The organism is Rothia sp. HSID18069, assembly GCF_003989155.1.
GTDB lineage: Bacteria > Actinomycetota > Actinomycetes > Actinomycetales > Micrococcaceae > Rothia > Rothia aeria.
This window is the reverse complement of sequence record NZ_RBMG01000001.1, coordinates 716,541-741,562: the sequence shown is the minus strand read 5'-3', so window position 1 is coordinate 741,562 and position 25,022 is coordinate 716,541. Positions and strand designations below refer to the sequence as shown.

Sequence of the window (25,022 nt, the reverse complement as noted above, 5' to 3'; positions counted from 1 at the left end):
GGAATCTGTGGCGGTTAGGCGAAAACAAAACGAGCCACCTGACCGGCCCAGCTAAGGGGCGGTCAGGTGACCCGTCGAGCGTTTACCGAACAAGTCCCACTAGCGAAAAGTAGATGTGCCTACAACCAGGAATGTACAAGTCCTGGAGGGTGTCCCACGCGTGAGGTGGGTTCTCTTGAGGTGATTCGGCTGCGTTGGCCACCGCAGTACGTCCGAACTCATCCGTCTTGGTTGACGTCCAAGGTTTTCGAAGGTCAAAAGCAAGAACGGTGCGTTAGGGGCGGCGCACGACCCATTGGTGTACTACTCATGCAACTGAGGATGCTTGATTTTGAACGGCATATCCTGACTTGAAAAGTCGGGATTAAAACCCCTGGCCAGGAGGTTTTGTGTAGCATTTGGGTATGAAAAAAGCCCCTTGCGAGGCTTGATCCTGAATTGCGGAGTTTTCGAGTTTTAACTGGAGCGGGATTTGCTTCCGAGTAGTTCAAGACCATGGGCATCTAGGATGCCGTTGGCCTCATGAATTGATATGCCCGGGAACCGTTCAAGCATGAATAGATAGACGTTGTCGAGAGAGGTGTCTCGGCTCAGGTGGATTCCAGATTTTTCCATGAGTTTGATTGTTGCGTACGCATTGAGGCCCAAGCCGACAGCGATCGCCATCAGTGTCTCTCGCTTCATTGTGGTCAGTTTGTCGTGCTGAATCTTGTTGAACAGCGCGTCGTAGAGGCCGGTACGTTCGGTGAAGGTCTGCGGGTAGCGGATACCGCGATACTCAAGAAGGTCTGCAATGACCTGGCAGAGAGACGCGCGGCGATTGTTAATGATGTCGTCAAGCTTGCCAGCTTCTTCAAAAGCGGCACTCATCGTCTTGGCGGCAGCCGCGTAGACTTTCTCATTCTCGTGATCGTCTGGCGTGGCCTGGTGGGCAGGGTCGATGTAAATGATGCGCTTGTCAACGCCGCACCGGTGTTCTAAGTGGAACAGGGAGTCGAGGTCTCTATTGAGACCTATATAGTCTTTGGTGATTACCGATCGGATGCGCAAGAAGGCTTTCTTGGGGCTCTTCTTCGCAGCTGGCTTGAGCCGGTAAGCGCCGTGGGCATCGACGCGCACATATCTGGTGGTGTTTCTGACGAAGTAGCCTTCAACAAATATGTAGTCGCCTGCTTGCACCCATTGGCGTAAGCGGGGATTTTGACTGAGCAGGACGGCAGCGTCAGTGTGAGTGATTGCTATGAAGTCCTCCGTACCTTCGCCCATGAATCCGTAAACCAAGTCATACTCGGGAAGCTTCGAGATACGGTTCTTTAGCCCCACTTCGAGGAGTCGGTACTTCACAGCAGAACGGGAGACCTGGTAGAGGCTAGCGAGTTGATCCAACAAGGCTCCACAACTCACCTCAGGTGAGGAGTCCATAGCCTCGGTGGCTGCCTTGGTGAACGTGGACTTGGGCATGAGTACCCGCGGCGCAAGACGGTGGGCCTGCCACTCGAGCCATTGCAGCTCAGTTTCCCTTCGCCTTGATTTTTCCGAAGGCTCGAAGAACGTAGTGGACACCCGAGATTTCATCGGTTCTATGGCTTCACCTGCGCTAGCGAGACGCGCATGATGGATTTCGAAGAATATGCGGTCCTTCTCCCAATGCAGGATCTCGTGCATGATAGCGTTACGTCGTGCTCCTTCACCCATCGACCACTCTGACTGAGGATCAACCACAATGGTGCCTGCAGGGTAAAACGTCTGAGTGTACTGACCAGTAGTGGGTTCATAGGTGGTGACCTCACCGTCAACAAGTACACAGCAGGCAAACACATCTGAGCTCGCAGATAGGTAAGCCTTCTTTATCCGAAGGCCACTTTCTTTGATAAGTTCATCCACGGGGATAGCCGTGGGCGCTTCGAGGGCTTGTGGATAATGCTCGGTGAGGTACTTTTCGGCATAGTCATCTAACCGGTTCTTTCCCAGGATTAGAGCACCGGTTCGTGGGTTGAGGTCAAATACATCAGAGTGACTACGCGTCGCTGTTGGCAACCGATGTTTCTCCTTCGTTGATGTAGTCCAACGGCATCTCTTTTAACGCCTTTTCAGCTTCTCGCCAAGTAGGGCAGTACTTTTCCACCCACTCATGAAATCGGTGGGTGTGGTTTGCTTCAACCAAGTGGACCAGTTCGTGGATGAGCACGTAATCGAGACATTCAGGTGGTTTCTTCACCAATTGGAGGTTCACCCAGATGCGGCGTTGGGGAATATTACAGGTTCCCCAACGTGTTTTCATGTTCTTAATCCGAAAATCGTCAGCCTCTATACCGGTAGTCTGCATGCAACGCCGAGTAGCAGATTGAAGCACTCGACGAAGCTCACCTCGGTACCATTCCGTCATGACGCGCTCACGTTGTTCGACCGTGTAACCCTGCGGAACTGTCATAACTAGCTTGCTAGCCCGTTTCGTAACCGATGCACGTGTTCCTGCGTAGACCACTTGCAGTCGGTACGGCTTGCCCCAGAGGTAGTGGGCTTCGCCTGAGACGTAGGTTCGTTCTGTTTGTCGCGGTTGTGATCGCATCCGTTCTTGACGCATATAAATGTCGGGGAGCTTTGATAAGAGGAAATTGGAAAGCTCTGCGTTCGTCACGTATGACGGCGCACTCACGGTAACCTGGCCATCTGGAGGCAGAATTCGCAGATACACGTTCTTCAGATTTTGTTTGCGAAGCACCGTCACGGGAACATTCCCGATTTGAAGCTCCTCTTTAGTCATCGAAGTACTCTTCCTGCCTAGTTGCCATTTCGTAGACCTGGTCGACAAGACCGTCGATCTGATCCGCTGGGCACCTATATTCCCTCAAAGTGACGGCGATGGCATGTTTAATGCGCTGTTGTTTTTGCCTGTTTGCCAACCAGCCATCCTCGAGAGATTCGATGATCCCGTAATGAAGGTCAAATGCAAGGTCGCCTAAGTTAGCTCCGCGAAGTGCGTCTTGTTCACAGACGAAGTCATACATTGCTCGACCTGCTTGAGTATCCTGAATTTGTTCTGGGTAGTTCTCGGTTTCCTCCGGGTTATGAACGCGTCGAGCGAGTTCAGTAACTTGACGCAGATATTCGGCATACGACAGTGCGCCAAGACGGCGCTCGTCAATGATCTTCTTCAACAGCTCAGACATTCTGCCGTAATAAGCCTTGTTGATTGGCATTTTACGAATGATTTCGCTGGTCAAGTTCGCATCAATGATCTCTGCTTTGGCATTGCCGTCCCCCGTGACAGCATTCATGATCGAATCGACTGGAGTGGTAGAGGTGTTGTTGAGCAGCAGCTCTACTAACGGGGTGTCGTCCAGCTTGGAGATGAGAGTGCTGTCTTGCGCGGTGACGTATGTGTCCAAGATGAAGCGCATGTCCTCTTGGTAACTACGCAGATCGATCCAGTCTTGGGCGGCCAACATGACAGCATCTTTCAACTGGTTGTAGTTGTGCACATCTGCACGAATCTGCGCGACGTCTCGTGCCGTGTAAGCGAAGTCTTCAACGAGGCGGTCTGAACAATCCGCGAACGAACGTGTCAGTGCTGAGACCAAGCCGTAGAAGGTATTGCGCTTACGGGAGTCAGCGTCGGCTTCATCCTCGGCAGCAGGAGGTTCGCAGAAAAACTGAATATGTGCAGCATCGTCACGCGGATCAGGGACTTCAGAGAGGAGCTGTCGTAGCGAGTCTCGTGCACCTTCCATCTTGGCTTTCGCCTCAAGGGCCCGCTGTTTGATCAGCCCTTCCACGTCTTCGGGAGCAAAGCCATCAAAAGCTTCGCTCGTGTAGTCTACAAACGCAGACTGCATGGAACGGAACAAGTCCTTGTAGTCCACGATGTACCCATAGTCCTTGGATGGGTCATCAGGACGGTTCACGCGACAGATTGCTTGGAACAGGTCGTGATCGCGCATGGACTTGTCGATGTACAAGTAGGTAGCACTAGGTGCATCAAAACCAGTGAGCAGCTTGTCGACAACGATCAACAGCTTCATACGTGCAGGTTCGTCCTTGAACAGGCGCTTTGCCTCGTCCTCGAAGTCCTTAACTGATTTGCCATCGAGCATGCGCTCATAGATGCGCTTTTTATACTCGTCCTCGCTTTCCTGATCGGGATCAGTCGCAGCAGTTCGAACAGACGCGTCGGTCGGCTCGTATGAGGTAACGACAGCGCAGCGCTTGAAGCCGCTCATCTGGAACAATTCCCAGTAACGGCACGCTTGGTAGATACTGCCTGCGACAAGCATGGCAGTGCCGCGATCTTGTTTGAGGCGCGGCTTGGTCTGCATGTCGAAGATGACGTCGGAAACTATCTTCTGCAGGCGCTCCTTTGACGAATAGAGTTTGTTCAGTGTTGACCACGACGCTTTCAGCTTGTCTTTTGCCGTCTCGGTCAGTCCAGCAGTGCGACTGTCGAACCACTGGTCAACCTTTGCTTCATTGGACAGCTCTTGATCAACGTCACGTGCCTCATAGCGTAGGTCGAGAACAACTCCGTCAGCAACACCTTCGTTGAACTTGTAGGTATGAATATAAGGACCGAAGATCTCCAAAGTGGTCTTTTTGTCTCGCTTCAACAGTGGCGTGCCCGTAAAACCGATAAGTGTCGCACCGGGCATGAGCTGCCGAACTGCCTCGTGTAGCTTCCCTGAATTGGTGCGGTGTGCCTCATCGATGAACGCGACGATGTGGCCCTTCGCCTGGTAGTCCGACGGTAGACTATCCAGCAGCTCTCGCCGATATGCCTCAATGTCCGAGTCCTTGCCAGCACTGTGGCCATACTTGTGGATCAGAGAGCACACGACCCTATCCTCTGACTTATTCAGGATCTCTCGCAGATCAGCGCCGCTGGTAGCGCGGCGAATCTTCTCTCCAATATCAAAGAACAAGTCCCGGATCTGCTTGTCCAGCTCATCGCGGTCAGTGATGATTACCACGCGAGAATCGTCGATGCGTTCGATGATCCACTTGGCCAGCCAGGCCATGATCAGCGATTTTCCCGAGCCCTGTGTGTTCCAAATGATGCCGCCTTCACCGCGCCCGATGAAGGGACGAGCTGCCAGGTTGGCAAAGAACTGATTGGGCCGGGGAACCTTCTTGAATCCAGCATCGAAAATGACGAAGTCGTGGATGATCTGAAGCAGGCGGCGCTTCTCGCACAACGAGATAACGCCATGTTGCAGGGGATTCTTGGTCTGGTCGTGTAGACGGCGTACCTCAATGGATGCTTCGTCAGAAGCCTTGGGGTCCTCACGCCACTGGAGATAGAACTTCTCGGGTGTTTCGATAGTTCCGTAGAAGAGACCTTGAGCCTCATTACCGGCAAACAAAAGCTGCTGAGCGGTGAAGAACCCAGAAATATACTCAGGTTTTTGGTTCGTGATCAGCTGGCGAATGCCTTGGGAAGCCTCTACGCAAGACTTCTTCAACTCGAACATGCCAAGAGCAATCCCGTTCACATACAACACGATGTCAGGTCGTTTAGACTTCTTACCAGTCGTGTAACGAACCGTGACCTCTTCAGCGACCGCGAAGTGATTGAGCTCGGGCTGTTCCCAGTCAATGTAGTGAAGCCGTTTATCCTTTTCGCCGGGCTCACGATAGGTGATGCCGTAGCGCAGAAGCGAATAAATCTTCTTGTTCAGCTCGTAGAGCGAAGACACCCGATCCTCAGTCAGGTCCTTCAGCTCCTTGATGGCCTTAACCACGGCAAGCCTCGGATATCCACGGCTGTAGAGATACAGCTCTAGGTGTTCGTCATTGACTGGCTTATTGGACTGATCATGCAAGTTCCCAAGGTACTTGTAGCCCAGATCATGAATTAGGCAATCCTTGATCAACCGCTTCTGCGCGTGAAACTCACTACTCACTACAACGCTCATGCCGCTCTCTCCTCAATCGGTAGGCGCACGTGCCCCGTCAACAAATCATCCATCGCGCCCAACTTCAAGAGCTCAACCTTCGCCCGCTCATCAGAGAGAGCTTCGATTTCATTGTCTAGGGCGGACAGGCTAGCGGCAATCGCATTTTGTTCCCGTATTGATGGGATGCGGAAAACCCGATCCTTCATATGCTGCCAATCAGCTCGGGGCATCTTGGTTCCCATGGTGAGGTTGGCGGCTGAAATGAATTGGTTCGAACGTACTAGATGAAAGAGGAAGAGCGGAACGATTACGTCTCCTGGGACCAGGGCCCAGATCTCACCACTCCTGACACCACTACGGTCTGCTAGCCAGTACTTTCGAAGATACGGGCGCAATCTACCGAATAAAACATCGCCTGAATAGAAAGCCAATGATGCTGCCGTTCGATAGGAGATGTCTCCAGTGAGCCTTCCTTCTCTTGGAAGAAGGTTCTCCAGCTCAATGTCCACGTCTGGAATAGAGGCTTCCAGAACCTCTCTGCGGACGGTTGCAATCTCTCCTAATGAGTAGGATGCCCAATCCTCTGTGAAGCCCTCCAATCGCCGGTTACCCGAGATAAGTTCCTCGATAGAGCCGTCACGGATCGCCTTCTTCTTCGCGATCAGCTCATCCAGGTTCGCCAGATGCTCATCAAACCCAGACAACACCTCAGCAATCGCCCGCTGTTCAGTAAGTAGGGGAGTTGGAATCGTCAACTCCAAAAGACGCTGCTTCGGGATATTCTTCATTGACCCCGAAGTTCCTGTTGCGAGTTCACGTATTTGCGATGAAAGTGCAGTGGAAGAGAGCATGTAACCCAACCACTGAAGATTGACACGTTTTCCTTGCACTCTCCAAATACGATCAGGAAGAAAAACACTCTCTGGAGCATGGGAAACGTAACCAACCATCCCGACAAGCGCAGGAGTGTTCATCCTGCTTATGAGAAGTGAGTCAGGCCTCACTTCGGTTCGGGCTCGTGACAGATCCTCTGCAACGATCGACTTTCTTTGTGTGCAGTCGAATCGGCCATTACCGAGTGCAGATGTCTTGAGAACAGCCGGAAGAGCGGTTGATGAATCATAGGATCGCACACTGACACCAGCTTCTATTGTGTCAATAACTGCTCCAAACTGGCACTCCGACCAGGAACTTGGGTACGTCACCATGTGTAGCCCATCCTTTCCAAGCTGCTCATCACGCTGGCGCGGGAGCGCTCCACGGCGTCCTCGATCTCGGGCAGAGTCCGCTCGTAGCGTCGGGCGAGGTCAGCGATTCGTGTAGCGTGGGAAGTGACCTGCTGATCGAAGATGTTGGAGATCTCCGATTGCAGGTCAGGCATCCATTTACGGTCAAACAACAAGTGCTTGATCTCGTCCTCAGTGAGCTTACCGTACCGGGCGAGCACCTTCTGGCCGAGCTCGTCACGGGCCGCCTTGGCCTGCTTCCTCAAAGCCTTGACTTGATCCAACCTGTCTCGATAACCAGCGAGAACGTCATACTCGTCTTGGTAGGCTTCCGGCACCGGGGCGGATCTCGCCAGTTCCTGACGTGCCTTCGTGAGCTTCGTCTTAATCGGCTTGCCGGTCTTGCCGTACAGATCCAGTGCGGCAATATCCGGGTGTTGCTCGAGCAGCCAGTCGACGCGAATCATATTCTTCTGCGTGAACGTGTCAGTCAGCTCGTCCAGGACGTCAAGTTGCGGCGACTGCTTCATGTCGTCGAGAGCCTTGAGCCTGGCGTTGAGTTCCTTCTCCACGACCTTGCCAGTGGAGCTGAGGACTTCGGCGAACGCGTTATCTTCTTCGGGCTGCTCCTCCAAGAGGCTCTCCAAGTCAGCCTCAATGCCGAGCAGTGTACGGTCAAGCTCGGCGAGCTGTGCCTGTTCCTGCGGGAAGTATTCAGCCTCGATGATGGTAGCGGGGATCAGCAGCCCCTCGAACCCTTTGACCTGCCCGGTATCAGTTGTCTGCCCGTCTTCGGTCTTCTTCTGCTTGTAGTCGTACTCCACTTCACGGCCAGCTAAGAAACCGGAAGCCTTGATGATGTACACATCATCTTGGAGGCGTACATTCCAGTAGTTCATGACAACGTCGAACACGTCGTACGGATCAAGAACCTTCGCATCGACGTAATGGTCTAGGAGTTCTTCACCAACCTCGCGGATCATCAGACGAGGATGGGTATCACGGTTCACCCCGAGCAGGGCAGGCTTGGCACACGCTTCAGCCCAGGAAGCCAGCATATCGCTGACCTCGACGGTCTCTTGCGCGATGAGCATTTCGTCCGCCATGATTCGTGTTGCCAGTTCGTCCGGAGTGAGCAGCAACGTGAACCGGCCTGAATCTTGTTGAGCGAACACGCGCTGTTTCAGGTTTGGTGCCACCTGCCAGAGAGCGGCCAGCGAGTCGAGGTCTCCAGCTGGGATGCCTCCTTGCAGATGCGCGGCAATGTCCTGTGGTAGCTCGGTGCTCGGGCGTTGAATATAGCGCGGAACGTTGAGATTGCCACCGTTGTCTTCGAGCATCTCCTCGTAGCTGACCATGCGAGAGTAACCGTCGATCTCACGGCGCAGATTATAGGTCTGGACGATCCGTTCGATATCTTGCTCGCGCAGGCGATTCTTGTTGCCGTCCTTCTTGAAGCCTTGGCTGGCATCGATCATGAAGATGCCCTCATGATCGTCAGCGTTCTCCTTGTCGACTACGACGATGCACGCGGGAATGCCGGTACCGTAAAACAGGTTCGCTGGCAGACTAACAATTCCGGTGATGTACTTACGTGCCAGGACTTGCTTGCGGATCGTCTCTTCAGCGTTGCCTCGGAACAAGATGCCATGCGGCATGATAATCGCCGCCTTACCATCCTCAGTTAGCGATTTGAGCACGTGCAGGAACCAGGCCCAGTCACCGTTCTTTTCGGGCGGTATCCCATACCCATCGAACCGGTGGAAAACATCGTTCTCAGGCGTAATCCCGTCAGACCAAGACTTATCGGAGAACGGTGGATTCATCACGATAAAGTCGAACTTGCGCAACTGACCGTATTCGTCAAGGTATTGGGGAGATGTCAGCGTCGAGTGCGTTTTAATCTCACCGGTGCCCTTTTGATGAAGCACCAAGTTCATCTTTGCTAAACCCGCCGTCGCATTGTCTTTCTCTTGACCGTAAATCGACACCATTGCATTGCCTTGGCGGTTCACTGGGGCCTCGTCCGCTGCCCGGATCAACAGGGAGCCACTGCCAGCTGCTGGATCGTACAGCGTCCACGGGCGGCCCTGCCGTGGCTCGATGCGGGAAATGCCCACAAGCCTTGCCATGATCCGTGACACCTCGGAAGGCGTGTAGAACTGGCCTTTACTCTTGCCCGATTCCTGGGCAAACTTCATCATGAAGTACTCGTAGGCGTCGCCGATGATGTCATCGCCACTCGCGCGGTTGGTTTTGAAATCAATCGCCGGGTTTTCAAAGACCGCGATCAGGCCAGTGACCTTATCCACGAGCTCCTTGCCTCGCCCAAGTTCGTCCTCGTTGTTGAACGAAACCTCTGGCAGGGATCCTTGGAGCTGGTTCTCTTCCATGAAAGCGGACAGGATCTTGTCGACGCGCTCACCGATATCCTTCTTGCCCTTCGCGGCAATCAGGTCATCAAACGATGCGCCTTCTTCCACGATGAAATCGCCGTAGCGTTGGCCCTTGTAGCGGTCGGACACGTACTTGAAGAATAGCAGGGTCAGCACGTAGTCCTTGTAGCGGGCAGGCTCAACACCTCCACGAAGCTTGTTAGCCGCCTCCCATAACAGGGAGTAAAGTTCTGTCTTTTTCACTGCCATCAAAGATCCCTCGGTAGAAAATTTCTAGTACTCGGTGATGTCGATCCCGGTCTCCATCAGCCGTTCGTACCTGTCGATAGAGATGAGCACCGCCATCGGTCTGCCGTTCTTGAGAACGAAAGCCACCTCATCTTCCTCGGATAGCTTCGTGATGATCTTCGACGACTGACCACGCAGGAAATCCGACATGTTATAGAAGTCCATCGTTGTCTTCTCCGCCTTGTCGCCCATATCGACCCCTCTCAGCGCAGTTCCACAGTCAGAAGCTAATGCACAATGCAACCCATAAAGTAATTACTAAAGATGGTACCACCGAAGCCGCCCCCTCCACCCGAACTCGCCAACGAGAGAGACGAACCACACCCTCTCCTTGGCTGGAGGCGCGACTCTACAGCGTGGAACAGCCCTATGGGGGCATCCAGATACTGCTGACCAGGAGCTGCAACTCGCCCCAGAAACAACAAACCCCTGGTAAACAGGGGTTAAGCAGCGAGGGCAGGTCTTATCAAATCCGAGGTCTTTGGCTCATAGACACGCCCCACCGACTTTTTACCATCGGTTGCTATACGAGCCAGAAGTTCTGACACTTCCTGCGGAGTGTAGTACTCCCCGCCGCTTTTGCCCGCATTTGCGGCGTATATACCCATAAGGTACTCATAGGCATCACCGAAAGTATCGTTAGTGCTCTGCTGGTAGCTTGTTTCCAGCTTCATCTCAGCAACAGCACTCATGAGTTTATAGAGTGTTTTATTCCGGTCTTGAACACTCGACCCTAGCTTCTTACTGTTCACATCAAAATCGTCAAACAGTCCCGCAAAATTTCTTTCACTCTGCGTATTTTTAGTAGAGGTTTCAACCGCCTGGAAAACCTTCTCAAAAGTCTCATTCAGGTTCTCATCGGTACGAGCCTGCGCGTACACATTTTCAAAAAGCTGGCTAGGAAACAGGAAGAATCCGCGTTCTTCAATGATGTCATGTACTAAATCTTGGTCAATGTCTGAATTATGCAACTTCGCATAATCGAAATCTAGATCGCCAGCGTCATGCTCATACTTGTTGTTATATTCACTCAGGTTCTCAGAGATAAACCGGTAGAACATCATGCCCAACTGTTTAAAATCCCAGCCATCCACCGAACCACGTAGGTCATTAGCAATACGCCATATAATACGATGCAGCTCTGCATGTTCGTTTGCCGATACTGCTGCGGCACCACTGTGGACTATCTTAGTGGCAGAACCAGTTTTTTCAGTCCCTCCCCCAGACAATTTTTCCGCGTCTGAGGAAACGTCCTTCATCTGCTCAGTCATAGCAGAAGGGTCCTTTTTCTATTGTTTGGGAAAAATTCTATATGTGGTTAAGGATTTGCGTCATCATTCCTACACCAACTCTTCAAGTATACGGGTGTCCTCTCCGTAAATCACCTACCACCGTCACATAATATCAAGGGTGCCACCAGCGCATGGTCACACGACACTGATGACACCCTTACAGATATATTCCAAAGAAGTATATCTTTAGAAACTTTGCCGTTTAGAAGGTCAGCAGCACCTTGGTCGCGGTACGCTGATCCATTGCCTCATAGCCCTTGGGAGCTTCGTCGATGGGCAATACTAGGTCGAAGACCTTACCGGGTTCAATCTCACCCTTGTAAATCAGGTCAATCAGGGTCGGCAGGTATTTACGAACCGGCGCGGGGCCTCCTTCAAGATGAACCTGTTTGCCGAAGAGCACATCGGTACCGATCGAGCTGTCGTGGGGCACGCCTACGAAACCGATGTAGCCGCCGTGGCGTACGCATCCGAGGGCTTGGTCAAAGGCCTGCTGAGTACCAACAGCCTCCACCACGCCGTGCGCTCCTACTCCGTCAGTAAGCTCTAGAACCTTGGCGATGCCTTCTTCACCGCGTTCTTCCACCACGTGGGTTGCGCCGAACTGCTTAGCCAACGCCTGACGTTCGGGGTTGCGAGACATTATGATAATCTTCTCAGCGCCCAGCTGCTTAGCCCCAATAACTGCGCCCAGACCAACGGCACCATCGCCAACTACAACAATAGCCTTACCCGGGCCGGCCTTGGCGGCGTCAGCTGCATACCAGCCAGTCCCCAGCACATCGGATGCCGCCATCAGATGAGGAATCTGCTCTGCGGTAGGGTATGCGGGAGTCTTAACCAAAGTGCCGTCTGCGAAAGGAATACGGGCGTATTCCGCCTGGGTACCGTTCGAGCGCATACCAATGAAACCATCGCCTGCAGCAATGGCTTTCAGGCACCGTGACGGGTAACCATCCTGACAGGTTGCACACTCACCGCATGAGATGCAGAAAGAACCAACGACAAAATCGCCAGGATTGACGGTCTTAACATCGTCGCCAACTTCAATAACCTCACCGATATATTCATGCCCCATCTGCTGGTGGTCTACAGGCTGCGCACCACGGTAGGGCCACAGGTCAGACCCGCAGATGCAGGATGCGGCAAGCTTAATAATGGCATCCGTGGACTCTAGGAGGGTGGGCATGGGGCGGTCTTCTACGACGACTTTACCGGGTTCTTCCATAATGACTGAACGCATTAGTGTACTACTCACTCTCGGCTAGTTTTAGCGGTTTATTATTGATTGCTGTACAAGACTACGTCCTTCGAGCTGCTCTAGGGCAAGCTTAAACCTTCAAACCCGATATAAAACACATTCTAAATGCGAACCATACCTGTATCATGCAAAGGCACGGGATGCTGCAGGCCCTTATATTCAGCAGGTCCGTGAAATAATGAAGGAATGAGCTACACGGTCAAAGAGGTTTCTGAACGAGTAAATCTAAGCCCCCACACGGTACGCTATTACACCGACCAGGGCCTCATTCCCACCGTGCAGAGGGATGAGAAAGGAAACCGTGTTTTTACCGATGAATGCATTGGCTGGTTCGAAACTATCCATTGCCTACGTAAATGCGGTATGAGCATTGCAGATGTGAAGACGTATGTAGATTTAGGGCGTCAAGGAAGTAAGACAGCTCCCGAACGGTTGCGCATTGTGGAGCAGTATGCGCGTATTGCCCAGCAGCAGCTTATTGAAGCACAGCAACGGGTTGATTTTGTGCACCGGAAAATTATGTTCTATCAGGAGCTGATCGAAAGTAACAATGAGTCCCGCATCTGTCCCCAATAGCCTGTGCAGCATTAGCTTCCGCAAAAGATATCGGGGTTCACCATTGAAGGAGAGCCCCGATATTTCTCTACTGTGCATCAATCAGCCACGCTATACGGAGCATATGGGTAAAGTGTTCGCCCCTAACTATTCACCGTACGTACTGGGCACAGGTATATCGATAAACTAGTGGGGTGTATTACCACCTTCCCCACCGTTGTTTACAGCCAAGACGTGAAGAGGCTGAGCCCGCAGTGTGTTGGCGTTTGCCGTGGTCTTAACTTTCACATGCTCCTGACGCATAACTGCGGTACATGCAGTGTGCCTGGTGGGGTTACTGCCAATGAGGGCAACTTTTAGCACACCATTTTCTTCAATAGTTTTAGCGTGCAGGCTCGTGCAAGAGCTAACTTGAGCGTCGAAAGTAATTTCGTGTTCACCGGTTATATGGTAGCCAGTCCATTTAACGATATGCCCGTTATACAATCGCGTGGAGTCGTCGTCGCTATCGCCTGTATGCGACCAAGGGACAACGGGAATAGGGGTAAAGGACTGTGCCGCCGGTGAAGAAGTGGCGGTGGAAGCATCGGTACTTGCAGAAGCACTAGGCTGCGTCGTTACCGTTGCTGTGTCCCCTGAAGTTGCGGAAGCGGCGGGAGCGGTCAATGCAGCGGACCCTAATGCTAAAGTCAGGGCACCGATCCCGATTCGACTAGCGTAGCGGATGGAGGAAGTACGAGATTGTGGCATGGGCATCAGCTCCTTCAGGATGGAAAATTTTCAGTTTTAGATTATTATTTCCCTAACCTTAAAGTGAAGAGTTAAATACTGGGAATGTGCCGCATGTTCCCTGAGAAAGTTTAACGCTCGCAAGAACCCGCCATATTGCCGCTTCCGAAGCATTATATTATTTTTCGTTTTATCCGAAGGCGTCAAGAAGACCGTGGCACCCCGCCTCTCAACGATGGGATACCACGGCCTGCGCATAAAAGGCAGAGAGGAGCCAGCCCTACGACTTACTCCCCCTACCTTAATGAGCTTTGCAGCTCAGGCCCTTACGCAGGAGTAATCTTCTTATTAAGATGTACTTGCGACTTGGGCAGCTGCTGCACCTTGAGCGTAGATGCCTTAGCCTTAGTCTTGACCTTTACATCCTTGTAGAGCGCTTCCTCAGTACACCCATCAGGAGCACCAAGGATAGTCCCTTCCACCAGTGCGACCTTCAACGTACCGTTCTTTTCTACGACCTCCGCGCGGACGTCGTAGCAGCTAGGGGTTCCGGTAATAACAGTGAACGTAATTTCATGTTCACCAGTCACCCGATACTCGATCCAGTTAGCAATACGCTCATCCTGCATAAACTTAAAATTCTCGTCATGCTTAGCTTCGCCACTCACAACCGGTGAGTTATTTGAAGTTGACGAGGTCCCATCCTGCGAAGGCACCTGGGACGACGGACTGGACGAAGGAGTCGCTGCCGATGCCCCGGGAACTGCAAGAGCAGACGAACCCAGCGCAAGCACTACCGCACTCACACCAAGAAGAGCAGTGCGGCGGGCAGATGAGGGACGGGTCTTCAACATGAGTATCAGCTCCTTCAGGGTATAAAACTCTTCCTCTAAGACTAATATTTTCTCAACCTTAAAGTGAAGGGATAAAGATTAGAAATGTTCAGTAAGGTGCTGAGCCTCCCGTCCCCTACCCTGCTGCTGCGATATTATTTTCATCCACAGCTATTAAAGGAGACCGTGGTGTCCCATCAGTCAAAGATGGAATCACCACGGTCTACTGTTTAGAGACAGCAAGAAAACCGACTCTACAGTTGAGGGCAGTTTCCTCATAATCCCCTAAGCACCTTGGATAGCTCCTTTATTGAGGCGCACCATGGATTCAGGCAGCTGCTGCACCTTAAGCGTGGAAGCCTTAGCCTTCGTCTTTACCTTAACCTTCGCAATGCGCGCCTCTGCGGTGCAGGCATCGGGTGCGCCAGGAATGGTGCCCTCTACTAGAGCAACGTTCATCACGCCATCCTTCTCAACAACCTCCGCACGGACGTCGTAGCACCTAGGGGTACCCGTGAGGGTGGTAAAAGTGATTTCGTGTTCGCCGGTCACCTTGTAATCAGTCCAGTCGATGATGTTCTCGTACTCCAAGAACTTAAAATTCTCGTCATGCTTAGCTTCGGCGCCCTCATTCGGAGAGCCATTATCTTTCGAAGGTACCGAAGACGAAGCAGATGAAGAGGCATCCGCTGAAGCAGAAGCACTTGCCGAGGACGATGAACTTGCCGAAGAGTCTACTGCCGATGCTCCAGGAACTGCAAGAGCAGATGAACCCAGCGCAAGTACTACCGTACTCACACCAAGAAGGGCAGCACGGCGGGCAGATGAGGGACGGGTCCTTAACATGAGCATCAACTCCTTCGCTCGAAATAACTTGCACTTTAACAGTACATATTCCTAAACCTTAATTTGAAGGTTTAAATCCTGTGAGTATGGTAAAAGCGAGCAGGGAAATGCCCCGCTCGCTTTTACACGTGCATAGTTATTTAAATAACGCTGCGGCTTTAGAAGTCCCAGTCTTCGTCTTCGGTATTCACAGCTTTGCCGATCACGTAGGATGAACCGGAGCCTGAGAAGAAGTCATGATTCTCATCGGCATTGGGCGACAACGCCGAAAGGATAGCAGGGGAAACATTCGTTACCGAGGCCGGGAACATGGCCTCATACCCCAGGTTCATCAGAGCCTTATTGGCGTTGTAGTGCAGGAACTTCTTCACATCCTCGCTCCAGCCTACCCCGTCATAGAGCGAGTGGGTATAAGCCACCTCGTTCTCATACAGCTCGTACAGCAGGTTGAAGGTGTATTCCTTCAGCTCTGCCTGACGCTCCGGGGTTTCCTTTGCCAGTCCACGCTGGAACTTGTACCCAATGTAGTAACCATGAACAGCCTCATCACGAATAATCAGACGGATCAGGTCAGCGGTGTTAGTCAGCTTGGCATGCGCCGACCAGTACATGGGAAGGTAGAACCCAGAGTAGAACAGGAAAGACTCCAAAAGTGTGGAAGCGACCTTCTTCTTAAGCGGGTCATCGCCGATATAGTAGGCGAGGATAATCTTTGCCTTCTTCTGTAGGTATTCGTTCTCAGAGGCCCAGCGGAATGCCTCATCAATTTCCTTAGTGGAGCACAGGGTCGAGAAAATGGAGGAGTACGACTTTGCGTGCACTGACTCCATGAAAGCAATATTGGTGTATACGGCCTCTTCGTGCGCAGTAACGGCATCGGGAAGCAGAGAGACAGCACCCACAGTACCCTGAATGGTGTCCAGCAACGTCAGACCGGTAAAGACCCGCATGGTCAGCTCTTTCTCTTCCGCGGTCAGAGTCTTCCACGTGGGTACGTCGTTGCTCAACGGCACCTTCTCAGGTAACCAGAAATTACCGGTGAGGCGGTCCCAGACCTCAAGGTCTTTCTCGTCCTCTAAACGGTTCCAGTTAATAGCCTCAATTGGGTGGTCAACGAGGTGTACCTTTTCGCTCATATTTGTTTCTCCTATAGCGGATCAATGCCTTAGGGGCGTCTCATGTTTTTCTATTCTGACACAGTTCCTGCGCTCACTAGTTTCTCGCTCCCAGCTACTACCGTTATGAGCGCGCCAACTGGTTCCGTAAAGCTTAAGATAGCTACTGACTGAGGTAGTAGATCTGTGTGGCTGGGTCCCGTCGCAGCATCCCAAAATCTACCCCGTAGCGACGCACCAAAGCCGGATCTTCGGTGTACCGTCGTATGCGGTCATTCAGTTCAGACTCTGCAAGCCGCTCGGATTCTGCAATACTTTCGGTGATAATCCACCGCAGAAGGGCATCCTTATCCTCCGCACGGGATGGCCACCTCTGCACCCGTCCTTTAACAAGGAACCGCTGCACCCCCACAGTTTCTTGGCCCCGTTCGTGTTTACCCGCCAGTAAGTATTCGGTGAATACATCCGTCAGGATAAGGGAGCCCGCAGGGTCTTCCGTGACAAGCCCAACCGTTTTTAGACGGTCGATCAGTTTACGCTCACGCCGATTCGGCGACTCGGGTGCTTGCCCCAGAACAATCTGGGCATACATGCGCTGACAGTCAGAGTTAGCGAGTGCGGCGATTATTGGAGTGAGGTTCTGTTGCACCCTGGGTTGTTATCCTTACGTGTCTGGTGGGCTTCGGGGTGTAAGAAGATTCTGTCTTCTCACACCCCGAAACACGATGCGGGTGAGTTTCGCTGCATTACAGCATGCAGGATACGCAGCCCTCAACTTCGGTACCTTCAAGAGCCATCTGCCGCAGGCGGATATAGTAGATGGTCTTGATTCCCTTGCGCCAAGCATAAATCTGAGCGCGGTTAATGTCGCGGGTTGTTGCGGTGTCACGGAAGAACAAGGTTAGCGACAGACCCTGATCCACATGCTGAGTGGCCACAGCGTAGGTGTCGATAATCTTCTCGAACCCGATCTCGTACGCGTCCTTATAGTAGTCAAGATTCTCGTTCGTCATGAAGGGTGCCGGGTAGTAGACACGCCCCAGCTTACCTTCCTTACGAATCTCAATCTTGGAGGCGATCGGATGGATTGAGGAGGTCGAACCGTTAATGTACGAGATAGACCCGGTGGGCGGAACAGCCTGCAGGTTCTGGTTGTACATACCGTACTGAGCTACATCGGCTGCCAGCTGAATCCAGTCCTCGCGGGTGGGAATGTGGTGCTTGGCAAACAGTTCACGAACACGTTCCGTTTGCGGCTCCCATTCTTTCTCAATGTACTTGGCGAAGAACTCACCGCTGGCATACTTTGAGTTCTCGAACCCTTCAAATGTCACGCCACGTTCTTTAGCAATTTCCATGGAGGCGCGGATTGCATGATAGGCCACCGTGTAAAAGTAGATATTGGTGAAATCCAGTGCCTCTTCGGAACCGTAATGCACATGTTCACGCGCCAAGTAGCCGTGCAGGTTCATCTGCCCCAGCCCGACCGCGTGGCTCATGTCGTTACCGCGTTCAATGGAGGGGACGGAACGGATATCCGACTGATCTGAGACGGAGGTGAGCGAACGGATTGCCGTTTCAACAGTTTTTCCGAGGTTATCGCCGTCCATAGTCATAGCAATATTGAGCGAACCGAGGTTGCATGAGATATCCTTCCCCGTTTCCGCATACCCAAGGTCATCGTGGTATTTCGAGGGCTTTGACACCTGAAGAATCTCGGAGCAGAGGTTACTCATAATAACCTTGCCGTCAATCGGGTTAGCCCGGTTCACGGTGTCCTCAAACATAATGTATGGGTAGCCGGATTCGAACTGCACCTCAGCGATGGTCTGGAAGAACTCGCGCGCATTAATCTTGGTTTTACGGATCCGCGAGTCATCCACCATTTCCTGGTATTTTTCGCTCACATTAATATCCGAGAAAGGAACCCCGTAGATGCGTTCCACATCGTACGGTGAGAACAGGTACATATCTTTGTTCTCTTTGGCGAGTTTGAAGGTGATATCGGGGATCACCACACCCAGTGAGAGGGTTTTAATGCGGATCTTCTCATCAGCATTTTCGCGTTTGGTGTCAAGGAACGAGTAAATGTCGGGGTGGTGTGCGTGCAAGTACACGGCCCCCGCCCCCTGCCGCGCGCCCAGCTGGTTCGCGTAGGAGAAAGCATCCTCAAGAAGCTTCATAACGGGGATGACACCGGAGGACTGGTTCTCAATTTTCTTAATGGGTGCACCGGATTCACGTAGGTTCGTCAGAGCGAACGCCACCCCGCCACCGCGTTTTGAGAGCTGCAACGCCGAGTTAATGGAACGTCCGATAGATTCCATATTGTCTTCGATGCGAAGCAGGAAGCAGGAGACCAGCTCACCGCGCTGTTTCTTTCCAGCGTTGAGGAACGTGGGCGTGGCAGGCTGGAAACGCCCCGAGATAATCTCGTCCACGATTTCCTCCGCCAGTGTCTCGTTGCCTTCCGCCAGCAGCAGCGCAACCATGCATACGCGGTCCTCAAAACGCTCTAGGTAGCGCTGCCCATCGAAGGTTTTCAGAGCGTAGGAAGTGTAGAACTTGAAGGCTCCCAAGAAAGTGGGGAACCGGAACTTCACGGCGTAGGCACGTTTGAACAGATTCTTGACGAAGTCGAAGCTGTACTTCTCGAAGAGCTCCGGCTCGTAGTACTGGTTCTCGATCAGGTACTCGATCTTCTCTTCAAGGTCGTGGAAGAATACGGTGTTGTTGTTGACGTGCTGCAGGAAGTACTGGCGTGCCGCCTGACGGTCTGCGTCAAACTGGATCTTGCCGTTTTCGTCGTACAGGTTCAGCAGAGCGTTCAGCTCGTGGTAGCTCATCCCCTGAAATTTTTCGGGGGTGGTCTTACCAGCGTGAGAAGCGCCGAGAGTTTCTAGCGCTGAGGGAAGTTTTGCTTCCAAAATTCTTCCAATCCTTCGTTCACTTTGTCTACGTCTGAGGGGGTTCCCATGAGCTCAAATTTGAAGAGCACCGGCACATCGCACTTTGCGGATACGATATCTGCTGCGATGCCAAAGAGAGGCCCGAAGTTGGTATTGCCTGCTCCGATAACACCCACCATATTGCGGCGGTTTTCTTCAACGTTCAGGAATTTCACCACCTGCGGAGGCACGTTCCCCGCACCTTCCGGTTTACCGTAGGTGGGTACGCACAGCACATACGGTTCCTGGACGACGAGCGTGTCTTCACCGGTCCGTAACGGCAGGCGCTGGGTACGGGCATGAAGTTTTTCAACAAACTTGTGGGTGTTTCCAGAGATGGAAGAGAAGTAAACCACCAGTGGGGCCTCATCCCCTACCGGTGTGGTCGCTCGACCCTCGACGGCATCGCGGGCACCCAAGATGTACTCTCGGATCTCTGCGTTCTCGTCGGTGGGTTTCTGAGCGAGAGGGGTTGTCACTTTCTTCTCCTTGGATTGTGCCGCCGCAGGGGTGGCTGCTTATTACGCGGAAACCGCGATATCGGCTAGAGCGTTGATCCTATCGGGCTGAAAGCCAGACCAGTGGTCTTCACCGGCAATCACAACGGGAGCCTGCATGTACCCGAGGGACTTAACTTTTGCTAATGCTCGGTCGTCTTCGGTGATATCTACCTTGTGGTAGTTGATGCCTTTGGCGTCGAGGGCCCGGTAGGTCATGTTGCACTGAACGCACTGGGGCTTGGTGTACACGGTCACTACCATTGAAATTCTCCTTGTCGGCCCCGCAAGCGGCGGGAGCATTATTGCTGAATGAGTTGTGTGGTTACTTGTGCCCCGAAAGGCGGGGTGGGCGCCCCGTATCGCTCTCGTATTGAGGGAGCGTTGACGCCGATTCAGATTATCACCCGAACCGAGTATTAATACTACATGTAGTGTTAGAAATTTTTTTAACCCCAAGATGATGTGGTGCATCAATTTTTTCATGTTCGAAAAACCCACAGGAGCGCACGTTCTTCGCAGTGCCCCCACAGCTTATCCACACCCCGGCCAATAAGCCTTCCCGCGCCGTTGCACGGATACTTTCAGGTTATCCACATGGTGGGGTTTACTATCAGTCTGGGAATCCCCATACCGTTTTCGCCTCTAATCTGCCGTGCGTCGTGATTTTACCGGGGTATGTGAGATTTACATCAGTTGTAATGCTTGATTTTTCTAGCACTCCCGCACTTCCGCGATTTTACGGGGAATAACGGGCGATATTCTCCGAGTTGAATGCTCGTTTTGAGGTCCGTACCAGTGGTTTAACTACACATATAAAGATTTCATAAAATTTTTACTGTCCTCCGGTGCTGACATAGCACCCCGTACAGTTGGTTAAGCAACTTAAAAACAACTTAAACCCAAATATGCCATTTTTCGCGCCGAAAAAACATGTAGTTCCATAACTTTTGAGACCTTTAGAGGCTCATTATTGGTACTGTTTCCTGCCGTTACAAGAGGTCTCTACAAGAGTGATTTCCCGCCAGGGTGGGTACCAGGCCGCCCCTATACGCCGTACGCTTTAGAGCAGGCCGCGTTGGCGCAGTTTGCGGCTGAGCGTATCACCGTCATTTGCTTCCATCCACAGCGGCGACTGGGTCATCTGTTGCGCCCGCTTATCACCCCATACTCGCCCTGAGGCCAGCACCGTCTCCCCCACCGTTAGGTTACGAATCATAATAGCCGCAACATTCTGGGGGTACCGCACTGCAAACCCGTTGTATATATCCGGGTCGCGCTGGCCGTCATCACCGATGAGGATCCACTGCATCTCGGGGAACTCGTGCGCCAACCTTCGTAAGGACTGTACCTTATGTTGGGTGCCGGAACGGAACCAGCGATCTGGCGTAGGCCCCCAGTCAGTGAGCAAGAACGTGCCGCGCGGATACCCGTTACGGGTCAGAAAACGACGCAGCGTTGGGGTGATATTCCAGGCACCAGTAGACAGATACATAAAAGGGGCCTGAGGGTGCGCAGCCCGAATCCGGTCCATAAGCACAGCCATGCCGGGGGTAGGAATACGTGCGTGTTCATCAATCACGAACGAGTTCCATGCCGCTACAAGCGGACGCGGAAGCATAGTAACCATGACTGTATCATCAACGTCAGCAATTACGCCGATCTTCTGCTCAGCAGGCACAATGTAGACACTGGTGACAGCAGCACGGGAACCAGGAACATACATAATAACTTCATGAAGCCCCGCTGGCAGGTCAATATCAAGCTTAACGTCAAGTACACCGCCTCTATCGGTGCGAACCTCATAAGTTCTTCCCGCGATAATAATGGTTACGGGAGCATCAGACATGGCAATGGATGTGAAGGCACGCCACCCGCGCATGGGGTTGTCCGTATCTTGAGTACCCTCAACCACATAGAGCAGTTTCTCAAACGCCTCAGTTTTATACAGGGCACGTGCCAGTATACGCACCCACCCGTTCTTGGCGCCGGTGGCTACCCGCCCGTACCCCTCTGACGGGACAATAATGGGTTCTTGGCCTTGGGCGATAGCGCGGCGTTCACGCCACCGATGCAGGGTGTCGCCCACCCGGTAACCAATGTTGACTGCCTCATCGGCGGCCTCGGTTACCATGGTGCGTAATTCGTGGGTACCCAGATTTTCCATACGTATTAGTGTTCCATATAGACACCCCATTTTTCTTATTTGGGGAAGATTATATGGTCGCGTCACTATAATATTGGGCGCTCGGATGTCTCCAAATGGGCAGAACACAGCTGCCGCTCGTATCCTGCACAAGCGGTTGCGCAGGATACGAGCGGCAGCTGTTCAGTATCTATAGTGTGTGCGGTTTTTGTGTATGCGCAGGCTTTAAAGAATCGGTGGTGTACACACAACGCTGTGGGCTACGCTTTAGTTACCCGAGGAGCCCTAATGCGAGTGTTTTGACTCGCCCGAGGCACCAGCAGGTAGCTGATAGGGGCCTGAGCTGAGCTTCACCTGGCAGTAGGCCGAGCCTTTCCCCTCGGCCTGTTCCGAGTGGTGCACCGGGTGGTCTTCGCCTGTTACCTTAATAGCGCATTTAACAGTGTCTTGAGGATCATCGGCGTAGACGGCCACCGAGATAGTTTTACCGGCTAGATCGTGGCTATTAGAGGCGCCTACGCGGTAGTACCCGGTTTTCTCGGTGAGTTTCTGCTCAGCAGAGTTCACCTCAATACCATCCTGGAAAAAGCGAACCTTACCCGCTTTGGCGTGGAAACCATTATGTTCGTTACCGCTAAGCACCTCAGCTGAGACAGTAATGTCCCCACGGTTTCCGTAATCTTGGGCGGGGGTGAAGGTAAGGCCGGGAGCAACTTCTGCGGAACACCCGGCTAATAACACGGCCGTAGCCGCGAGCAATACGATTTTCTTAGCCATGCCCCCATAGTATCAGCCAAATCACTATCAACCGGTTGGTGACACACAAGCACAAAACCGCGTGGATGAGGGCACACACGGGGGAGCTTTCTCACCCCATTGAGAATCTTAGCTGAGGGAGTATACGGGCTATGCTTAGAAGTATGACCATTCACAACTCGTTATTCTCACGCCGCACGTTTGTAGTGGGCTCTATTATCCCGCTCATAGCGGGATGCTCCTCCAAGAATACCGTAGAGAATGCCGCCGAAACGAGGTTTATCGCAGCCCCCACAGGCACGCCCCATAGCGACGACGCTTCACCAACTGCTGCCGTGGACTCCCCCGAACCTGCAGAGCCGCCGGTGTCAAAAAACCCAATCGCTAAACCCCACCCGTGGAAAGATATCCAGTACCGTCTAGCTGGTGAAGGGCACTATGTGGCGTGGACAGTGGATGACGGCGCTAACCCCGAAACTGTGCGGGCTTACGCCGAGTTCGCAGCGAAAACAGGCACCCGCCTCACCTTTTTCATTAATGCCTCCTACACTTCTTTTGAGCAGAACCTTGATGTCCTTTTGCCGCTGGTGAAATCGGGGCAGATTCAGATTGCAAACCATACCTATAACCACCCTAATCTGCTGAATCTTGATGATAAACAGGTGAAAGAAGAGTTCGTGCGCAATGAGGAAGAAATTATGCGGCTTTTTGGGGTGTCCTCGAAACCGTATTTTCGTCCACCCTACGGGTACTATGACGACCGGGTGCTGAAAATAGCCGCAAAAGCGGGGTTTTCACGGCCGGTACTGTGGGAAGGTACCACAGGTGATGAGGGGCAAACCACCCAACGCGTGGTGCTCAAACGTACTAAGAAGTATATGAAGCCGCAACGAATTATGTTGGGGCATCTTAACTACACCACTATTATTTCCTTGCTGGAACGTATTAAAGAGCTTCTTGACGAGCGTGGACTGGTAACAGTTACCTTACGCGACTACTACGGCGAGGCCTCGGAAGAAGAACTAAAAATTGTCCGCGACGCTGAAGCCGAAGAAAAGAAGAAAGAAGAAGAGAAAAAGAAGCAGAAGGAGAAAGAGAAAAAATAAGAACGGTGAGCCTCAGCAAAGCTGCGGCGGCCAAACCGGCTGCTGCTGCCGCGAGCGATTTAAAACCATAGGGCGCTGACGACTCGCAGCAGCGGCAGTGCGGGGAAGGTTCTCCCGCCCCGCACTGCATGGGCTCAAGGGTTCATCATGGCATCATTGTACGGATGTCTTCTCCTCCTGAATCCCACAAAGTACCCAAGTGTTGGTTTATCCTCTGGTGTTTATCCCCCGTAATAGTCGCGGAGAGTAACAGTGACTAACCCGCGTTCATCCAATAACGCTTTAATTTTGTCGAGTACCGCAATAACACCCGTATAGTTCAGATGCCCAATAAGAATAGTTTGCGGGTTCGCATATGTACTGGCATATTTATAGATCTCTTCAGATGTAATAGGGGAAGAGTCAGCCAATGAACCGTACCATAGGGTGGGCCGGTCAAACCCGGCACGCGCAGCGGCATCCAATACCCGCCGATCGTAGTACCCGTAGGGTGGGCGGAAGTAGGGCTTTGAAGACATTCCAAAGAGGCGTTCAATCTCCCGGTCGTTCTTCTCAAGCTCCTCAATGATTCCCGCATCGTCAAGATCGGTGAGAGCCGCATGTGACCATGTGTGGTTCCCGATTTGGATCTGCCCCGATGTCACTAGGGGCGCCAACACGTCAAGGTTCTGCTCGAACGAATCATAAGAGCCGTTAATGAAAAAGGTGAGGCGGGTGCCTGTTTTCGCCGCAAAATCTGCATAGGCGCGCACCACTTCGGGGCTTTTACCATCATCAACGGTCCAAGCGATGTATTTACCGTCACCGGGCAGCCCAACTTGCGGACCGTCCCAGGGGTACGGGGTGGGAACAGGGTTCGCAGAGACAGAGGCAGTAGGGCTGCCGGAGGAGGTTTTCCCATTCACGGGCACAGGTGGAGTTTGTCCCTGGGAATTAGCGGCATTATCTACAGTGTTCTGCGCGCCGAAACTGCACCCTGCCAAAAGTGGTACAAGAGTGCCGAGCACGAATGCTCGGCGGGGCACACCGGGCTGTGTAGGTTCGGCAACGACACGGGGTGAGAAGGTATTGCACATAGGGAGTTTAGTCTTTCGAGGCATCGCCATGCACCGAAGGCCTGCGCACCAGCGCAACAGA

Annotated in this window: 21 protein-coding genes; 2 read left to right on the top strand and 19 right to left on the bottom strand. The window is 52.6% G+C overall.

Features of this window, described 5'->3' with window-relative positions:
* Nucleotides 1-456 precede the first annotated feature (456 nt).
* From D8M41_RS03325 to D8M41_RS03290, 8 genes are all read right to left on the bottom strand, one after another.
* Nucleotides 457-2,037: an ImmA/IrrE family metallo-endopeptidase gene (locus D8M41_RS03325; RefSeq protein ID WP_126926392.1), complete on the bottom strand. Its 1,581-nt coding sequence runs from the start codon at nucleotides 2,035-2,037 to the stop codon at nucleotides 457-459.
* On the bottom strand, nucleotides 2,018-2,764 hold the full coding sequence (locus tag D8M41_RS03320; protein ID WP_126926391.1) for a M48 family metallopeptidase: 747 nt from the start codon (nucleotides 2,762-2,764) through the stop codon (nucleotides 2,018-2,020). Before D8M41_RS03320 ends, D8M41_RS03325 begins: the two co-directional genes overlap by 20 nt.
* The gene (locus D8M41_RS03315; RefSeq protein ID WP_126926390.1) at nucleotides 2,757-5,909 is read right to left on the bottom strand and encodes a type I restriction endonuclease subunit R; all 3,153 of its coding nucleotides are present in this window, start codon (nucleotides 5,907-5,909) and stop codon (nucleotides 2,757-2,759) included. Before D8M41_RS03315 ends, D8M41_RS03320 begins: the two co-directional genes overlap by 8 nt.
* A complete protein-coding gene (locus tag D8M41_RS03310; protein ID WP_161970768.1) occupies nucleotides 5,906-6,865 on the bottom strand; it encodes a restriction endonuclease subunit S in 960 nt (319 codons plus the stop codon). The genes D8M41_RS03315 and D8M41_RS03310 overlap by 4 nt, the downstream gene beginning before the upstream one ends.
* Nucleotides 6,866-7,092: 227 nt before the next feature.
* A complete protein-coding gene (locus D8M41_RS03305; protein ID WP_126926388.1) occupies nucleotides 7,093-9,762 on the bottom strand; it encodes a type I restriction-modification system subunit M in 2,670 nt (889 codons plus the stop codon).
* Between the two features lie 24 nt (nucleotides 9,763-9,786).
* Nucleotides 9,787-9,993, bottom strand: a complete 207-nt coding sequence (locus tag D8M41_RS03300; RefSeq protein WP_126926387.1) for a type II toxin-antitoxin system Phd/YefM family antitoxin — start codon at nucleotides 9,991-9,993, stop codon at nucleotides 9,787-9,789.
* 251 nt (nucleotides 9,994-10,244) lie between these two features.
* Nucleotides 10,245-11,072: a type I restriction-modification system subunit M gene (locus D8M41_RS03295; RefSeq protein WP_238693461.1), complete on the bottom strand. Its 828-nt coding sequence runs from the start codon at nucleotides 11,070-11,072 to the stop codon at nucleotides 10,245-10,247.
* Nucleotides 11,073-11,295: 223 nt separating this feature from the next.
* The gene (locus D8M41_RS03290) at nucleotides 11,296-12,336 is read right to left on the bottom strand and encodes a zinc-binding dehydrogenase (RefSeq protein WP_126926386.1); all 1,041 of its coding nucleotides are present in this window, start codon (nucleotides 12,334-12,336) and stop codon (nucleotides 11,296-11,298) included.
* A 204-nt stretch (nucleotides 12,337-12,540) separates the two neighbouring features.
* Here D8M41_RS03290 and D8M41_RS03285 point away from each other — a divergent pair, with 204 nt between their 5' ends.
* Entirely contained in the window at nucleotides 12,541-12,930 is a 390-nt protein-coding gene (locus tag D8M41_RS03285) for a MerR family transcriptional regulator (RefSeq protein WP_126926385.1), read from the top strand.
* A 165-nt stretch (nucleotides 12,931-13,095) separates the two neighbouring features.
* On the opposite strand, the gene D8M41_RS03280 is transcribed toward D8M41_RS03285, so the two are convergent.
* The 10 genes from D8M41_RS03280 to D8M41_RS03235 all read right to left on the bottom strand — a co-directional run bounded on the left by D8M41_RS03280 (nucleotide 13,096) and on the right by D8M41_RS03235 (nucleotide 22,800).
* The gene (locus tag D8M41_RS03280) at nucleotides 13,096-13,659 is read right to left on the bottom strand and encodes a hypothetical protein (protein ID WP_126926384.1); all 564 of its coding nucleotides are present in this window, start codon (nucleotides 13,657-13,659) and stop codon (nucleotides 13,096-13,098) included.
* Between the two features lie 305 nt (nucleotides 13,660-13,964).
* Nucleotides 13,965-14,492, bottom strand: coding sequence for a hypothetical protein (locus D8M41_RS03275; protein WP_174232405.1), 528 nt, complete (start codon nucleotides 14,490-14,492; stop codon nucleotides 13,965-13,967).
* Between the two features lie 264 nt (nucleotides 14,493-14,756).
* Nucleotides 14,757-15,317 carry a hypothetical protein gene (locus D8M41_RS03270; protein ID WP_238693460.1) on the bottom strand — a complete coding sequence of 187 codons (561 nt, stop codon included), beginning with the start codon at nucleotides 15,315-15,317 and terminating at the stop codon, nucleotides 14,757-14,759.
* A 158-nt stretch (nucleotides 15,318-15,475) separates the two neighbouring features.
* Nucleotides 15,476-16,453 (bottom strand): class 1b ribonucleoside-diphosphate reductase subunit beta, encoded by a 978-nt coding sequence (gene nrdF / locus D8M41_RS03265; RefSeq protein ID WP_006887238.1) that lies wholly within the window; start codon nucleotides 16,451-16,453, stop codon nucleotides 15,476-15,478.
* A 142-nt stretch (nucleotides 16,454-16,595) separates the two neighbouring features.
* Nucleotides 16,596-17,081 (bottom strand): DUF2087 domain-containing protein, encoded by a 486-nt coding sequence (locus D8M41_RS03260; RefSeq protein WP_037233657.1) that lies wholly within the window; start codon nucleotides 17,079-17,081, stop codon nucleotides 16,596-16,598.
* 97 nt (nucleotides 17,082-17,178) lie between these two features.
* Nucleotides 17,179-19,359: a class 1b ribonucleoside-diphosphate reductase subunit alpha gene (nrdE, locus tag D8M41_RS03255; protein ID WP_037286575.1), complete on the bottom strand. Its 2,181-nt coding sequence runs from the start codon at nucleotides 19,357-19,359 to the stop codon at nucleotides 17,179-17,181.
* A complete protein-coding gene (nrdI, locus tag D8M41_RS03250) occupies nucleotides 19,332-19,859 on the bottom strand; it encodes a class Ib ribonucleoside-diphosphate reductase assembly flavoprotein NrdI (protein ID WP_094757879.1) in 528 nt (175 codons plus the stop codon). The genes nrdE and nrdI overlap by 28 nt, the downstream gene beginning before the upstream one ends.
* Nucleotides 19,860-19,901: 42 nt before the next feature.
* Nucleotides 19,902-20,141: a glutaredoxin-like protein NrdH gene (gene nrdH / locus D8M41_RS03245; protein WP_006887234.1), complete on the bottom strand. Its 240-nt coding sequence runs from the start codon at nucleotides 20,139-20,141 to the stop codon at nucleotides 19,902-19,904.
* A 799-nt stretch (nucleotides 20,142-20,940) separates the two neighbouring features.
* Nucleotides 20,941-22,044 (bottom strand): App1 family protein, encoded by a 1,104-nt coding sequence (locus tag D8M41_RS03240; protein ID WP_006887173.1) that lies wholly within the window; start codon nucleotides 22,042-22,044, stop codon nucleotides 20,941-20,943.
* A 264-nt stretch (nucleotides 22,045-22,308) separates the two neighbouring features.
* Nucleotides 22,309-22,800, bottom strand: coding sequence for a hypothetical protein (locus tag D8M41_RS03235; protein ID WP_006887255.1), 492 nt, complete (start codon nucleotides 22,798-22,800; stop codon nucleotides 22,309-22,311).
* A gap of 143 nt (nucleotides 22,801-22,943) precedes the next feature.
* Here D8M41_RS03235 and D8M41_RS03230 point away from each other — a divergent pair, with 143 nt between their 5' ends.
* Nucleotides 22,944-23,885, top strand: a complete 942-nt coding sequence (locus D8M41_RS03230) for a polysaccharide deacetylase family protein (RefSeq protein ID WP_023132934.1) — start codon at nucleotides 22,944-22,946, stop codon at nucleotides 23,883-23,885.
* A gap of 221 nt (nucleotides 23,886-24,106) precedes the next feature.
* Here D8M41_RS03230 and D8M41_RS03225 read toward each other — a convergent pair whose 3' ends face one another.
* Nucleotides 24,107-24,961, bottom strand: a complete 855-nt coding sequence (locus D8M41_RS03225; protein ID WP_006887338.1) for a polysaccharide deacetylase family protein — start codon at nucleotides 24,959-24,961, stop codon at nucleotides 24,107-24,109.
* Between the last annotated feature and the right edge of the window lie 61 nt (nucleotides 24,962-25,022).

Excerpts from the sequence above, each read along its gene's own strand:
- D8M41_RS03320 (WP_126926391.1), bottom strand. The coding sequence starts at position 2,764 with ATGACTAAAGAGGAGCTTCAAATCGGGAATGTTCCCGTGACGGTGCTT.
- D8M41_RS03315 (WP_126926390.1), bottom strand. The coding sequence starts at position 5,909 with ATGAGCGTTGTAGTGAGTAGTGAGTTTCACGCGCAGAAGCGGTTGATC.
- D8M41_RS03310 (WP_161970768.1), bottom strand. The coding sequence starts at position 6,865 with ATGAACACTCCTGCGCTTGTCGGGATGGTTGGTTACGTTTCCCATGCT.
- D8M41_RS03305 (WP_126926388.1), bottom strand. The coding sequence starts at position 9,762 with ATGGCAGTGAAAAAGACAGAACTTTACTCCCTGTTATGGGAGGCGGCT.
- D8M41_RS03300 (WP_126926387.1), bottom strand. The coding sequence starts at position 9,993 with ATGGGCGACAAGGCGGAGAAGACAACGATGGACTTCTATAACATGTCG.
- D8M41_RS03295 (WP_238693461.1), bottom strand. The coding sequence starts at position 11,072 with ATGACTGAGCAGATGAAGGACGTTTCCTCAGACGCGGAAAAATTGTCT.
- D8M41_RS03290 (WP_126926386.1), bottom strand. The coding sequence starts at position 12,336 with ATGCGTTCAGTCATTATGGAAGAACCCGGTAAAGTCGTCGTAGAAGAC.
- D8M41_RS03285 (WP_126926385.1), top strand. The coding sequence starts at position 12,541 with ATGAGCTACACGGTCAAAGAGGTTTCTGAACGAGTAAATCTAAGCCCC.
- D8M41_RS03280 (WP_126926384.1), bottom strand. The coding sequence starts at position 13,659 with ATGCCACAATCTCGTACTTCCTCCATCCGCTACGCTAGTCGAATCGGG.
- D8M41_RS03275 (WP_174232405.1), bottom strand. The coding sequence starts at position 14,492 with ATGTTGAAGACCCGTCCCTCATCTGCCCGCCGCACTGCTCTTCTTGGT.
- D8M41_RS03270 (WP_238693460.1), bottom strand. The coding sequence starts at position 15,317 with ATGTTAAGGACCCGTCCCTCATCTGCCCGCCGTGCTGCCCTTCTTGGT.
- nrdF (WP_006887238.1), bottom strand. The coding sequence starts at position 16,453 with ATGAGCGAAAAGGTACACCTCGTTGACCACCCAATTGAGGCTATTAAC.
- nrdH (WP_006887234.1), bottom strand. The coding sequence starts at position 20,141 with ATGGTAGTGACCGTGTACACCAAGCCCCAGTGCGTTCAGTGCAACATG.
- D8M41_RS03240 (WP_006887173.1), bottom strand. The coding sequence starts at position 22,044 with ATGGAAAATCTGGGTACCCACGAATTACGCACCATGGTAACCGAGGCC.
- D8M41_RS03235 (WP_006887255.1), bottom strand. The coding sequence starts at position 22,800 with ATGGCTAAGAAAATCGTATTGCTCGCGGCTACGGCCGTGTTATTAGCC.
- D8M41_RS03230 (WP_023132934.1), top strand. The coding sequence starts at position 22,944 with ATGACCATTCACAACTCGTTATTCTCACGCCGCACGTTTGTAGTGGGC.
- D8M41_RS03225 (WP_006887338.1), bottom strand. The coding sequence starts at position 24,961 with ATGTGCAATACCTTCTCACCCCGTGTCGTTGCCGAACCTACACAGCCC.